The sequence below is a fragment of the Bradyrhizobium sp. WU425 genome, assembly GCF_021052305.1.
Lineage (GTDB): Bacteria > Pseudomonadota > Alphaproteobacteria > Rhizobiales > Xanthobacteraceae > Bradyrhizobium > Bradyrhizobium canariense_D.
Genome location: NZ_CP088089.1, coordinates 1,762,541 through 1,774,768, shown reverse-complemented (window position 1 = coordinate 1,774,768; position 12,228 = coordinate 1,762,541). Strand labels below are relative to the sequence as shown.

At 65.6% G+C, this 12,228-nt stretch carries 13 protein-coding genes; 3 read left to right on the top strand and 10 right to left on the bottom strand.

Annotation, left to right across the window (positions count from 1 at the left end; translation table 11 throughout):
- Positions 1–114 precede the first annotated feature (114 nt).
- On the top strand, positions 115–1,029 hold the full coding sequence (locus BcanWU425_RS08485) for a LysR substrate-binding domain-containing protein (protein ID WP_018453750.1): 915 nt from the start codon (positions 115–117) through the stop codon (positions 1,027–1,029).
- Here BcanWU425_RS08485 and BcanWU425_RS08480 read toward each other — a convergent pair.
- Genes BcanWU425_RS08480 through BcanWU425_RS08440 form a run of 9 tightly spaced genes read right to left on the bottom strand, consistent with a single transcriptional unit; the run spans position 1,019 to position 9,753 of the window.
- Positions 1,019–2,392, bottom strand: a complete 1,374-nt coding sequence (locus BcanWU425_RS08480; RefSeq protein WP_204512233.1) for an amidohydrolase family protein — start codon at positions 2,390–2,392, stop codon at positions 1,019–1,021. The two genes, BcanWU425_RS08485 and BcanWU425_RS08480, sit on opposite strands and share 11 nt — an antisense overlap.
- Positions 2,389–3,972 carry an ABC transporter substrate-binding protein gene (locus BcanWU425_RS08475; RefSeq protein WP_204512234.1) on the bottom strand — a complete coding sequence of 528 codons (1,584 nt, stop codon included), beginning with the start codon at positions 3,970–3,972 and terminating at the stop codon, positions 2,389–2,391. Before BcanWU425_RS08475 ends, BcanWU425_RS08480 begins: the two co-directional genes overlap by 4 nt.
- 22 nt (positions 3,973–3,994) lie before the next feature.
- Positions 3,995–4,645, bottom strand: coding sequence for an aspartate/glutamate racemase family protein (locus BcanWU425_RS08470; protein ID WP_204512235.1), 651 nt, complete (start codon positions 4,643–4,645; stop codon positions 3,995–3,997).
- A gap of 8 nt (positions 4,646–4,653) precedes the next feature.
- Positions 4,654–5,538, bottom strand: a complete 885-nt coding sequence (locus BcanWU425_RS08465; protein WP_204512236.1) for a polysaccharide deacetylase family protein — start codon at positions 5,536–5,538, stop codon at positions 4,654–4,656.
- Positions 5,525–6,340: an ABC transporter substrate-binding protein gene (locus BcanWU425_RS08460; protein ID WP_204512237.1), complete on the bottom strand. Its 816-nt coding sequence runs from the start codon at positions 6,338–6,340 to the stop codon at positions 5,525–5,527. Before BcanWU425_RS08460 ends, BcanWU425_RS08465 begins: the two co-directional genes overlap by 14 nt.
- Positions 6,341–6,354: 14 nt before the next feature.
- Complete coding sequence (locus BcanWU425_RS08455; protein WP_204512238.1) at positions 6,355–7,119, bottom strand: amino acid ABC transporter ATP-binding protein; 765 nt, start codon at positions 7,117–7,119, stop codon at positions 6,355–6,357.
- Complete coding sequence (locus tag BcanWU425_RS08450; RefSeq protein WP_204512239.1) at positions 7,116–7,973, bottom strand: amino acid ABC transporter permease; 858 nt, start codon at positions 7,971–7,973, stop codon at positions 7,116–7,118. The genes BcanWU425_RS08455 and BcanWU425_RS08450 overlap by 4 nt, the downstream gene beginning before the upstream one ends.
- Positions 7,970–8,794, bottom strand: a complete 825-nt coding sequence (locus BcanWU425_RS08445) for an ABC transporter substrate-binding protein (protein ID WP_204512240.1) — start codon at positions 8,792–8,794, stop codon at positions 7,970–7,972. Before BcanWU425_RS08445 ends, BcanWU425_RS08450 begins: the two co-directional genes overlap by 4 nt.
- A 35-nt stretch (positions 8,795–8,829) precedes the next feature.
- Positions 8,830–9,753: an N-carbamoyl-D-amino-acid hydrolase gene (locus tag BcanWU425_RS08440; protein ID WP_231190871.1), complete on the bottom strand. Its 924-nt coding sequence runs from the start codon at positions 9,751–9,753 to the stop codon at positions 8,830–8,832.
- A 184-nt stretch (positions 9,754–9,937) separates the two neighbouring features.
- Here BcanWU425_RS08440 and BcanWU425_RS08435 point away from each other — a divergent pair, with 184 nt between their 5' ends.
- Together BcanWU425_RS08435 and BcanWU425_RS08430 are read left to right on the top strand one after the other, a co-directional pair.
- Positions 9,938–10,864, top strand: coding sequence for a LysR family transcriptional regulator (locus tag BcanWU425_RS08435; RefSeq protein ID WP_204512241.1), 927 nt, complete (start codon positions 9,938–9,940; stop codon positions 10,862–10,864).
- A gap of 23 nt (positions 10,865–10,887) precedes the next feature.
- A complete protein-coding gene (locus BcanWU425_RS08430; protein WP_204512242.1) occupies positions 10,888–11,607 on the top strand; it encodes a type 1 glutamine amidotransferase in 720 nt (239 codons plus the stop codon).
- 120 nt (positions 11,608–11,727) lie between these two features.
- Here the strand turns inward: BcanWU425_RS08430 and BcanWU425_RS08425 are convergent, their stop codons facing one another.
- Positions 11,728–12,195 carry a nuclear transport factor 2 family protein gene (locus BcanWU425_RS08425; RefSeq protein ID WP_085348942.1) on the bottom strand — a complete coding sequence of 156 codons (468 nt, stop codon included), beginning with the start codon at positions 12,193–12,195 and terminating at the stop codon, positions 11,728–11,730.
- Between the last annotated feature and the right edge of the window lie 33 nt (positions 12,196–12,228).

Here is a 12,228-nt window from a genome sequence, read left to right as displayed (position 1 = left end):
CCGAAAAAGCGGGCCGTCTCCAGCACTGATGAAAAAGATTGCAAACTCCGGCTTCCATCGTCCAATGAATAATGGCAGCCTCTGCATGCCTAAATGTTATGAATGGAAATGGGGATGGCCCGGATCAATTCGCGGCAGGTGGAGGCTTTCCGGGCGACGATGCTGACCGGCAGCGTGACGGAGGCGGCGGCGCTGATGACCGTGACGCAGCCGGCGGTCTCCCGGTTGCTGCGCGACCTCCAGGCGCTGTTGAAGATGGAGCTGTTCGAACGGCGCGGCACCGGCCTCGTGCCGACCGCTGCGGCCATGGCACTCTACACCGAAGTCGAGCGCTCCTTCGTCGGCCTCGAACGCATCACCGCGGCAGCCGAGGAAATCCGCGGCCGCCGCACCGGCTCACTGCGGATCGCGGCACTTCCAGCATTGTCGAATGGCTATTTGCCGCGGCTCACCGGGCACTTCCTGAGGGAGCGGCCGAACCTCAACCTCGCTTTCTTCGGCGTGATCTCGCCGATCGTGGTCGACTGGGTACTGAACAATCAGTGCGACGTCGGCTTTGCCGAGGTGCCCATCGCGCATTCGGGCTTGCCGAGCCAGAAGCTGCCGGCGCCCGCGCGTGTGGCTGTACTGCCCACCGGTCACCGCCTCGCGGAAAAGGAAGTGCTGGAGCCCCGCGACTTCGAGGGCGAGACTTTCATCTCGCTGTCGGCGGGCTCGTCGAGCCGCCACCTCGTCGACCAGGTCTTCCATCGCCACGATGTCCGCCGCGTGCTCAGGGTCGAGACCACGCTGTCGGAGATCATGTGCGGCATGGTGTCGTCAGGACTTGGCGTCGCCATCTGCGATCCCTTCACCGCCCAGGAATTTTCCACCCGCGGCGTCGTCGTGCGCCGCTTCCTGCCGCGCATCGACTTCGAATTCTCGGCGGTCTTTCCGGCACAGCGCAGCCCCTCGCCGGTAGCGCTCGATCTGGTCGAGACCATACGCAAGGCGCTCGCCGAATTCGACGAGCCACCCCTCAGCCGTTGAACGCCGCCTGTGCCTCCGGCAGGTCCCAGATCTTGCCAATCGCAGCGGTGCCGGCAGCCGTGATCGCCGCCTCGTCGGCGCCGAGATAGCGGCCGGCATCGACCAGCATGCGGCCGTCGACCATGACCTGATCGATATTGGCGCGATTGGCGAGCGCGATCAGCGCGCGGCGCGGGTCGAACAGCGGCTGAAGATGCGGATGGGTGAGATCGACGATCGTGAGGTCGGCGGTCGCGCCCGGCTCGATACGGCCGAGATCGGGCCGCTTGATGACATCGGCCGCGATTGCCGTGTTCGCCTCGATCAACTCGGGCGCGTTCGCGACATCGGCACGCGCCGAGGTGATCTTGGAGATCAGCGACGCCGCATTGAGCTCGCCGAGCAGGTCCATGTTGTAGCCGTCGGTGCCGACCACCGTGCGCACGCCGTGCTCCGCGAACTGGCTGAAGGCCGCGGTGACGCCGGCGCGCGCGAACACGCGCGGGCAGTTGAGAACCGTCATACCGCGCGCGGCCATCAGCTTGAGATCGTCATCGGTGCTGAACATGCAGTGCGCCGCCATCAGGTCGGGCGCCAGCAGGCCGAGCCAGTCGAGATATTGCGCCGGCGTGCGGCCGCCATAGCGCTTGCCGATGGTTTCGACCTCGGCGCGGCTCTGCGCCATATGCGTCGTGACGGGCACGCCGAGCTCGCGTGCCCGCGCGGCACAGGCCCTCAACAGATCAGGCCCGCAGGTGTCGGTGGCATGCGGACTCATCGCAAGGCCGATGCGGCCGTCGCCGCGATTATTCCAGCGCTGGTAGAGTGCATCCCAGGTCGCCATGTCGGCTGTGCCGTCATCGCCGGAATAGTGCACCACGCCGTCGGGGCCGGCCTTGGCGTCCGACGTCGAGAACAGATAGGGCGCGCCGTAGAAGCGGATGCCCATCTCCTCGGCGGCATCGAACATCTCCGGGATCGAGTTGCGGAACGGCTCCATCACCGTGGTGGCGCCGCCCTTCAGGAGTTGGAGGATGCCGAGCCGCGCGACCGCCATGCGCTCTTCCGCCGACAAGATATCTGCACCGCGCTTGGTCAGCGGCAAAAGCACCGTGTAAACGATGCTCTGATTGTTGCGGCGGCCGTTGCCGTCCTCGGTGTGGCTGCGCGCCACCGCTTCGGAGAAGCAGTGATTGTGCAGGTTCAACAGGCCCGGCAGAACGAAGCGGCCGGGACGGTCATGCACCTCGTCCGCCCGCGGCTTGTCGCGCGTGACCGCGGCAATCTTCTTGCCTTCGACCAGAACCCAATGGTCGCGCAACACGTCCTGCGCGCCGTCCTTGCGTGACAGCACATAGCTGCCGAAGATTGCGATCATGCTCATGCGGGGCGTACGTTCCAGAAGACGGCGGTGCCGTCGAGAATGCCGGTGATGGCTTTGCGATAGGCGGTCGGCTGCTTGTACAGGCCAATCGGAATATAGGGGATTTCCTGGAAAGCCACCGCCTGGATCTCACGGCAGATGCGCTGCTGCTCCGCGAGCTCGGAGGCCGCCAGCCACTGGCTGCGGAGCCCGGCCATCTTCTCGCTCGCATACCAGCCGGCGACCTTGCCCTCACCACGGATATTGGTGTTGCCGGCCGGATTGAGCCAGTCGATGCCCTGCCAGTTGCCGACGGCCGCGCTCCAGCCGCCCTGACCGACCGGATCCTTCTTGAGCTGGCGCTGCAACACCACTGCGAAATCGAGCCCGGCATATTCGACGTTCATGCCGGCCTTGCGGAGGCTGTCGACGGCGATCTCGCCAAGCGGCTTCTGCGCCAGTGAGTTGGTGGGGACGAGCACCACGATCTTCTCGCCATTGTAGCCGGCGGCTTTGAGATCGGCCTTCACCTTGGCGTAGTCACGCGGGCCGCGGAATACATCGAGGCCGACTTCGCTCGCCATCGGCGTATTCGGCGCGAAATAGCCGATCGGTGAGACCTGGAAGTTCGGATCGGTACCGGCCACCGCGGTCATGAAGGCGGATTGATCGATGGCCCCCAGGAGCGCGCGGCGAACGGCAGGATTGTCGAACGGTGGCTGAAGATGATTGAGGCGCAGCATGCAGGCGTAACCGCGGGGATCGAGGATCCGCGTCTCGATGTCGCCGGCGGCCTTGATGATCGGCAGCAGGTCGTGCGGCGTGGTCTCCTGCCAGTCCTGCTCCCCGGTCTGCAGCGCGGCGACGCCGGTGCCGGCATCGGGCGTGGTGGTCCAGACCACCCGATCGTAGTGCACGATCTTCGGGCCCGCTGTCCAATCCGGCTTGCCGTCCGTGCGCGGCTGATAGCGCTCGAACCTGGCATACGCGTTGCGCGCACCCTGCACGCGCTCGTCGGCGAGATAGCGGAACGGGCCGCTGCCGATCACTTCGGTGAGCGGCTTGAACGGATCCTGGCCCGCCAGCCGCTCCGGCATCATGAAGCACGCGTTGATCGCGGCCTTGCCCAGCGCTTGCGGCAACAGCGGGAATGGACGTTTGAGGCGGAAGCGGATGGTGCGGTCGTCAGTGGCCGACAGCTCGTCAGTCGCCTCCATCAGCTCGCCGCCAAAGCCGTCGCGCGCGGCCCAGCGGCGGATGCTCGCGACGCAGTCGCGGGCGAGCACGCGCTCGCCATCGTGCCAGAACAGACCGTCGCGCAAGCTGAGGTCCCATTGCAGCCGGTCGCCGGAGACGACATGGCCCGACAGCATCTGGGGCGAGACCTGGAGCGAAGAACTCATGCCGTAGAGCGTGTCGTAGACCATGAAGCCGTGGTTTCGCGACACTTGTGCCGTCGAATAGATGGGATCGACGAAGGCGAGGTCGATCACCGGAATGAAGCGTAGCGTGGTCTGGGATTCGGCGCGCAGGATGCCCGGAAATGACAGCGCCGGCACCGCGGCTGCGGCCTTGAGGAGCGAACGGCGGGAGACGGGCATTGCAAGAGGCTCCTGAAGGATCTTACGTGTTCAACAAGACCGCGCCGATCGCAGCGGCCACCGCCTGCTGCGCCGGCTCGACCACGGGGACACCGATGGTATCCGCAATCGCCGCGCGGTGCGAGGCCATGCCGGCGCAGCCCATCACCACGACATCGGCACGGCATTGCGAGACCAGCGCGCGGCCGGCTTCAATCAACCGTCCCCGGATGTCCGCGCCTGCCGTTTCCGCCGCGCTCGCGCCGACCGACCAGCTTCCGGCATAGCGGCTGTCGATGCCCATCAGCCGCACCATCCGCTGCTGGCGGCGAATGCTCGACGGCGACAGCGCGATGACGCCAAACCGCTCGCCCAGCATCATTGCGCGAAAGATGCCGCACTCGGCGATGCCCATCACCGGGCGCCCGCCGACCGCCTCGCGCACCGCATGCAGGCCGGGATCACTGAAGCAGGCGAGCACGAAGGCATCCGCATCGTCGCGCGACACACGGTTGACCAGCGGCATCACCATGCTGTCGGCGTCGCGTTGCGAGCTGATGCCCGGCGGCCCCCCGGCAAGGCCGACGACCTCGATTGCGGGTCCGCCGGCGATGCGTAGCGGCGCGACGGCGTCGTCGATCGCCGCCGTCACCGATGCGGAGGAGTTAGGGTTGATGACGAGGATGCGGGTCATGGCGTGGCTCAACTTTTTCCGGCCTCGTGGCGCAGGAAGTTTTCCGCGATCTTCTCGCCGGTCGTGATCCAGACGTCCGGGCACGACTTTGCGTAGGTCAGGAACTCACGCAGCAGGCGCAGCCGCATCGGACGGCCACTGCACTGCGGATGCAGCACCGTCGTCACCATCGCGCCCCAGTCTCTGGTTTCATCGAGCTCATCCTTCCAGATCGAGAGCACATGCTCCTTGGGGAAGATCGAGCGGGGGCTGAAGCGCGCGGACAGGCCGTGCATCCAGTCGTCATAGCTTGCGGTCACCGGCAGCTCGATCGTGCCCGGCTTGCCGTCGGCGAGACGATGGCGATAGGGCCGCACGTCGTCGCGAAACGAGGAGGTGTAGACGATGCCGTGGCGCACCAGCGCCACCCGCAGCTCCTCGGTGAACTCGCCGTAAGGCGCGCGATAGCCGGTCGGCCTGACGCCAAGCCGGCGCTTGAGCGCCTCAAAACCGCGCTCAAGCTCCTCCTCGATCCAGGGATCGCCGGGATCGGGAAGGAGATGGTGATAGCCGTGGTGGCCGATCTCGTGACCGGCCTTGAGAATGGACTCGGCCATCGCCGGATGCGCTTCGACCGACCATCCCGTGACGAAGAAGGTCGCCTTGAGATCGAACTGGTCGAGCAGCTCCAGGAGCTTCGGCGTGCCGACGCGTGCCTCATAGCCGCCATAGCTCATGGTGATGAGCCGCTGCGCGTGCACCGCGTCCTTGCTGGTCCAGGCGCTCTCCGCGTCCACGTCGAACGACAGGAACATCGCCGAATTGTACGGCTTCGGCCAGGGGTATTCCGGCGCAGGATCCGCGGTGTTGGCTGGGGTGAGCGGGATGCTCTGGAGTGCGTTACTGTCCAGCATTGATGGTCGCCTTTTCGAGTGCGTTGTCGCTCAGTTTCCACTTGGCAAGCAGCGTGCGATACGTGCCGTCCGCGATCAGCGCGTCGACCGCCTCCAGCATGGCTTGCTGCAGCGCCTTTTCCTTGACCGGCAGAGCGATGCCGGTGAATTGCTGCGCGATGGGCTCGCCCACGGTCGCATAGGTGCCGGGCTCGAGGTCCATGATGTAGGGCAGCGTCTCGTTGCCCTGGGCGGCGGCATCGATGCGGCCCTGCCTGAGCTGGGTGCGGGCGTCGGCCGAGCCGTCGGTGCCGACGAACTGGATCGGATTGGTGCCGCAATTCTTCTCGCTCCAGGCCGCGATCTGCGCCGGGAACATGGTGCGGCGGCTGGCGCCGACCTTCTTGCCACAGAGCGCGGCTGCGTCCTTGAACTCCGCCTTGCGCGACTGCTGCACGAAGAACTGCGGGCCGCTGCGCAAATAATCGACGAAGGACGCGATCTCGTGCCGGCTGGCATAGTCCGTGAAGCCGGACAGGATGGCGTCCACCCGCCCGGTCGAGATCGACGGCATGAACTCGGCAAAGCTGGTCTCCTGCCACTCGATCTTGACGCCGAGCTTGCGGCCGATGGCCTCGCCGAGATCGATGTCGAAGCCGGACAACGCGTTGGTGGCGGGATCGCGGAACTCCATCGGCGGATAGTTCGGCACCAGCGCGACCTTGATGCTGCCGCGCTTGGCGATCTCCGCCGGCAGCTCGACTGCCATGACCGGAGCGCTCATGGCGCCAACGAGTGCCGCCGTAACCAGAAGTCTCTTCATCGATACGCCCCCATTCAGATCACTGCCGAAAGAAATGCCTTGGTACGCTCCTCGCGCGGCGCGCCCAAGACATCGGATGCGCGCCCGTGCTCGATGATCGCGCCCTGGTCCATGTAGACGACGCGGTCGGCAACCTCGCGCGCGAAGCCGAGTTCGTGCGTCACGACCATCATGGTCATGCCGCTCCGCGCCAGCTCCTTCATGACCGCCAAGACCTCGCCGACGAGCTCGGGATCGAGCGCGCTGGTCGGCTCGTCGAACAGCATCAGCATCGGCTTCATGGCAAGCGCGCGGGCAATCGCGACGCGCTGCTGCTGGCCGCCGGAGAGCTGGGCGGGATACGCGTCCGCTTTGGCCGACAATCCGACGCGCCGCAGCAGCTCGATCGCCTCAGCGCGCACCTCGTCGGATTTTCGGCCTTGAACCTGGAGCGGACCCTCGGTGATGTTTTCGAGCGCGGTCTTGTGCGGAAACAGGTTGAAGCGCTGGAACACCATGCCGGTCTTCAGCCGCTGCCGCCCGATTTCGCGCTCGCTGAGCCGATGCAGTCGTCCGCCCTGCTCGCGCACGCCCAGGAGCTCGCCGTCGAGCCAGATGCCGCCACTGTCGATCGCGGCGAGCTGGTTGATGCAGCGGAGCAGCGTGGTCTTGCCCGAGCCGGAGGCGCCGATCAGACACATCACCTCGCCGGGCCAGACATCGAGCGTAACGTTTTTGAGAGCCTGAAACTCGCCAAAACTCTTGCTGACCGAGCGAATCGCGACGAGAGGTTTTGTCATCGCGCGAGCCGCAATGTGCCGCGCGCAAAACGGCGTTCGAGCAGCATCTGGAGCGGCGTCAGGACCGAGACGACGAGCAGGTACCAGAGCCCGGCCACGATCAGGAGCTCGATCACGCGCGAATTGGCGTAGTAGATGTTTTCGGCGTTGTGCAGCAGTTCCGGATACTGGATGACGCTGGCGAGCGAGGTCGCCTTCACCATGCCGATGAACTCGTTGCCGAGCGGCGGGATCACCACCCGCATCGCCTGCGGCAGCACGATCCGGCGCAGCGCACGCAAGCGTCCCATGCCAATCGCCTGCGCGGCCTCATATTGCCCGATATCGACTGATAGCATGCCGGCGCGCATCACTTCCGAGGTATAGGCACCCTGGTTGATGCCGAGCCCGAGCAGCGCGGCGAGGAACGGCGTCATGACGTCGACGGCGCGCGCGCTCCACAGGCCGGGAATCCCGATGGTCGGAAACACCAGCGCAAGATTGAACCACAGCAGCAGTTGCAGGATCAGCGGCGTGCCGCGGAACAACCAAGTGTAGCCGGCGGCAACGGTCTTCAGTACCGGGTTGGGCGACAGCCGCATGATCGCGACGACGACGCCAAGGAAGATACCGAGCGCCATCGCCAGCACCGCCATCACCATGGTGTTGACGATGCCCTCTATGATCACCTTTGCGGTCAGGAAGCGGCCGACATAAGACCATTCGATCTGGCCGCCCGCAAAAGCGCGCCCGATCAATGCAAGCACGAGGACGATCAGCGCCGCGCTGAGCCAGCGAAACCAGTGCGGCTCGCGCGCGACCCGCATTCCCGACAGATCGGGAAAACCCTCCGCGAGTGCCGGTGCCGGCTTCATTGCGGCGCCGCGTTCAGCATGGGCTGGGCGACCGCGTTGCCGCCAAGGCTCCATTTGTCGAGGACAGCCTTGTAGGAACCGTCGGCGATCATCGCGATGAGCTTCTCGGTCACCACTTCACGAAGCGCCGCATCGTCCTTGCGGAACATGATGCCCTGATAGCCTTTGGCAAAGGGCTCGCCGATCACGCGGTATTTGCCGGGTTCCTGCGTCTGCGCATAAGGCAGCGTCTCGCTGCCCTGTACGGCGGCGTCGATACGGCCCTGCTTGAGCTGGTTGCGAACGTCGATCGAGTTCTCGCCCGGCACGTACTGGATCGCCGGCTTGCCGGCCGGCTCGCAATTCTGCTTGCTCCACTTCTCGATCTCGACCGGGAAGCTGGTGCTGCGGGTGGTCCCGACCTTCTTGCCGCAGAGATCGGTCGCAGCCTTGGCTTCGTTCTCCGCCATCACGAAGAACTGCGGGCCGGTCCCAAGATAATCGACGAAATCGGCGGTCTCGCGCCGCGAGGCGCGATCGGAGATGCCGGAGATGATGAAATCGGCGCGTTTGGTCTGGAGCGAGGGGATCAATTCGGCGAACGGCGTCTCGCTCCACACGATCGTCAGGCCGAGCCGCTTGGCGAGCTCGTTCGCCAGATCGACGTCGAGCCCGACGAGCTCATTCGTTGCGGGATCGCGATATTCCATCGGCGCGTATGTCGAGTTGACCGTGAGCTTCAACGCGCCCGCCTGCTTGATCTCCGCCGGAAGCTCCGCCGCCTGCGCGGACGTCACGGCCGCCAACGCTGCGATGCCGAAGAAATACGAGAGGCGCGTCATATCGGCTCCTTTGCCAGTGTTGCTGGAACGTCCTGTCAGTCTGCGTCGAGAACCGCGGGTTCGATCACGCCGGCGCGTTCGGTGATCACCCGGTATTGCTCCGGCCGCCGGTGTGCGGCGAAGTTGAACATCTTGTCCTTGCCCTGGCGGCAGAGGTCGAGATCGATGTCGGCGACGATCACCTCATCGGTCAGCGTTGCGGCCTGCGCAACAATGCGGCCATTGGGATCGACGATGCAGGAGCCGCCGATCAGCCCGGAGCCGTCCTCCTCGCCTGCCTTCGCCACCGAGATCGCCCAGGTCGCGTTCATGTAGGCGTTGGCCTGCGTCACCAGCGTAGAGTGGAAGGTGCGCAAGGAGGCATCTTCCGTGCTGCCCCCATTGGGATCATAGGCCGCCGAATTGTAGCCGATGCAGACGAGCTCGACGCCCTGCAGGCCAAGCACGCGCCAGGATTCCGGCCAACGGCGATCGTTGCAGATCATCATGCCCATGATCGCGTGGGCCCAGGCCGAGCCGGCGCGGAAGGCGGGAAAGCCGAGGTCGCCATAGTCGAAATAGCGCTTCTCGAGCTGCTGGTAGCGCGCACCCTGTCGCGGCTCGACCGAGCCCGGCAGGTGCACCTTGCGATAGCGGCCGAGCAGCTCGCCGTCGCGGTCGACCAGGATGGCGCAATTGTAGCGGCGTCCATCGGGCGTCAGCTCGGCATAGCCAACATAGAAGCCGACGCGCAGCGCACGCGCACGGTCGAACAAGGCGGCGACGTTCGGGTTCGGCATGCCGCGTTCGAAATAATGGTCGAGCGCCTCGCCTTCGAGCAGCCAGCGCGGGAAGAAGGTGGTGAAGGCAAGCTCGGGAAACACCACGAGGCTGGCGCCGCGGCCGGCCGCCTCCTCCAGCAGCGCAAGCATCCGCGACAGCGTATGCTCGCGCGTATCGGCTTTTTGCGTCGGCCCCATCTGTGCGGCGGCGGCGCGAAGGACACGAACCAAGATTGCCTCCAATCTGTGCGCAGTGGCGCCTCAATGGGCGGATGAACCCTTTGATGCGACGTGCAAATCTGCGGCCATTACGCGGAAGCGGGGCTGCAAAATCAATTCGTTCTGCTATGATGTTTTGGCCCAGAGTATAATCGGCAGTGATATGAACCTGCGCCAGCTCGAGATTCTCCGCGCCGTCATCCGCCACCGCACCACGGTTGCGGCGGCCGACGAACTGGCGTTGTCGCAGCCCGCCGTCAGCAACGCGCTGAAGACGATGGAGGCGCAGGCGGGTTTTGCGCTGTTCGAGCGCGTCAACAACCGGCTGTTTCCGACCACGGAAGCGATGGCGCTCTACAAGGAGAGCGAGGCGATCTTCGCGCTGCACGCAAAGCTCGAGAACCGCGTGCGCGATCTTCGCGAGAACCGCTCCGGGCATCTCGCGCTGGTCGCGACGCCGCCGCTCGCCTACAGCATCATCCCCGCGGCGCTGTCAGGCTTCCTGCGCCGCCGCCCGGAGACCCGGGTGTTCTTCGACGTGCGGCGCTACGAGGGCATCATCGAAGGCGTGCTCAACCGAGTCGCCGAACTCGGCTTTGCGCTCGGGCTGACACATCATCCCGGCATCGCCCATGAGGTGGTGCACACCGGCGAGATGGTGTGCGTGCTGCCGCTGCAGCACCCGCTCGCCGACCGGCCGGTAATCTCGGCCGCGGACCTGTCCGGACTCCCCTTCATCGGGCTCGAGCGCGGCACGCGGCTCGGTGAAGCCGTGCGCGACAGTTTTGCCCGCGCCGGCGCGCGGTTCCAGCCGACCGTCGAGGTGCGCTACTGCAACACGGCCTGCGTGCTCGCCGCCGCTGGCGTCGGCGCCGCGGTGGTCGATCCCTTCTCGCCACGGCAGAACGGCGGGACCGGCCTCGCCGTACGGCCGTTCGCGCCGACGACGCACGCCGTGGCCTATATGCTATGGTCGGAAGCCGAGCCGCTGTCGCGCCTGGCCAAGGCGTTTCTCAACGAGGTCCGGAAAGAGAGTGCGCTGCTGGAGCGCACAGCGCCACACCAACAACATGGGGCAGGAAGCGACTGAGCTTGACCTTTACCGGAGGGCACATGGCACGCATCACCATCATCGAGACCGGACAGGTCCCACAAAAATATTGCGAGCGCCACGGTTCATTCCCGGACATGTTCGAGCGCATGGTCCGCGCCGAGGATCCGACAGCTACGGTCGAAATCGTCAGCATCCCGAACGGCGATGCGCTGCCCGATCCGCGCAATTTGGAGGCGGTGCTGATCACCGGCGCGGCCGCCGGCGTCTATGACGGGCTCGACTGGATCGCGCCGCTGGAAGATTTCGTGCGCACGGCCTACGCCAACAGGACACCCATGGTCGGCGTCTGCTTCGGCCATCAGTTGATCGCGCAGGCGCTCGGCGGCACCGTGCGCAAGTCGGAGAAGGGCTGGGGCATCGGCCGGCACGTCTATCAGGTGCTGCCGGACAACGGCGTCGTTGACGGCGAAGCGGTCGCCATCGCCTGCTCGCATCAGGACCAGGTGATGGAGCCGCCCAACGATGCGCTGACGATCCTCTCCTCCGATTTCACCCCGCATGCCGGCCTGCTCTACGCCAACGGCGCGACGCTCACCCTGCAGCCGCATCCGGAGTTCGACGTGGAGTTTGCGCAAGTGTGCTGCGAGCTGCGCATCGGCAAGGCGCCGGAGGATGTCGTTGCCACCGCGAGGGAATCACTGGCGCAGCCGATGGATCACGCCAAGCTTGGTGGCGCGATTACGAGATTTCTAGCGCGCAGGTCCACCTCCTCATCCTGACGAGCGCGCTCCCGCGCGCGTCTCGAAGGATAGAGGCCCAAATGCAGCAACCGGGCCTGCATGGTTCGAGACGCCGCTTCGCGGCTCCTCACCATGAGGGGAGAGAGTTGTTTGCAAGCCTCAGAACGGATCCGTCCCCAGCCCCACCACATCCGCAGGCCTCGGCCCCGGTGCCGGCCAGTGAAACCGCCGGTCCTTCTCCGCAATCGCGATGTCGTTGATCGAGGCTTCGCGGCGCCGCATCAGGCCGTGCTCGTCGAACTCCCACTGCTCGTTGCCGTAGGAGCGATACCACTGGCCGCTCGCATCGTGCCATTCGTATTGGAAGCGAACCGCGATGCGGTTTTCGTCGAACGCCCAGAGGTCCTTGATCAGGCGGTAGTCGTGCTCCTTCTCCCATTTGCGGGTGAGGAACGTGACGATGGCCTCGCGCCCCTGAAAAACCTCGGAGCGATTGCGCCAGCGGCTGTCCTCGGTATAGGCGAGCGAGACGCGCACCGGGTCGCGCGAATTCCAGGCATCCTCGGCCATGCGGGCCTTTTGCGCTGCGGTCTCACGGGTAAAGGGCGGGAGCGGCGGGCGCGACATGAGGGCCTCATCGGTTGGCGGGAGTGCAATCTA

Coding starts and splice junctions, on each gene's coding strand:
- BcanWU425_RS08485 (WP_018453750.1), top strand. CDS start 115: ATGGCCCGGATCAATTCGCGGCAGGTGGAGGCTTTCCGGGCGACGATG.
- BcanWU425_RS08480 (WP_204512233.1), bottom strand. CDS start 2,392: ATGAGCATGATCGCAATCTTCGGCAGCTATGTGCTGTCACGCAAGGAC.
- BcanWU425_RS08475 (WP_204512234.1), bottom strand. CDS start 3,972: ATGCCCGTCTCCCGCCGTTCGCTCCTCAAGGCCGCAGCCGCGGTGCCG.
- BcanWU425_RS08470 (WP_204512235.1), bottom strand. CDS start 4,645: ATGACCCGCATCCTCGTCATCAACCCTAACTCCTCCGCATCGGTGACG.
- BcanWU425_RS08465 (WP_204512236.1), bottom strand. CDS start 5,538: ATGCTGGACAGTAACGCACTCCAGAGCATCCCGCTCACCCCAGCCAAC.
- BcanWU425_RS08460 (WP_204512237.1), bottom strand. CDS start 6,340: ATGAAGAGACTTCTGGTTACGGCGGCACTCGTTGGCGCCATGAGCGCT.
- BcanWU425_RS08455 (WP_204512238.1), bottom strand. CDS start 7,119: ATGACAAAACCTCTCGTCGCGATTCGCTCGGTCAGCAAGAGTTTTGGC.
- BcanWU425_RS08450 (WP_204512239.1), bottom strand. CDS start 7,973: ATGAAGCCGGCACCGGCACTCGCGGAGGGTTTTCCCGATCTGTCGGGA.
- BcanWU425_RS08445 (WP_204512240.1), bottom strand. CDS start 8,794: ATGACGCGCCTCTCGTATTTCTTCGGCATCGCAGCGTTGGCGGCCGTG.
- BcanWU425_RS08440 (WP_231190871.1), bottom strand. CDS start 9,753: ATGGGGCCGACGCAAAAAGCCGATACGCGCGAGCATACGCTGTCGCGG.
- BcanWU425_RS08435 (WP_204512241.1), top strand. CDS start 9,938: ATGAACCTGCGCCAGCTCGAGATTCTCCGCGCCGTCATCCGCCACCGC.
- BcanWU425_RS08430 (WP_204512242.1), top strand. CDS start 10,888: ATGGCACGCATCACCATCATCGAGACCGGACAGGTCCCACAAAAATAT.
- BcanWU425_RS08425 (WP_085348942.1), bottom strand. CDS start 12,195: ATGTCGCGCCCGCCGCTCCCGCCCTTTACCCGTGAGACCGCAGCGCAA.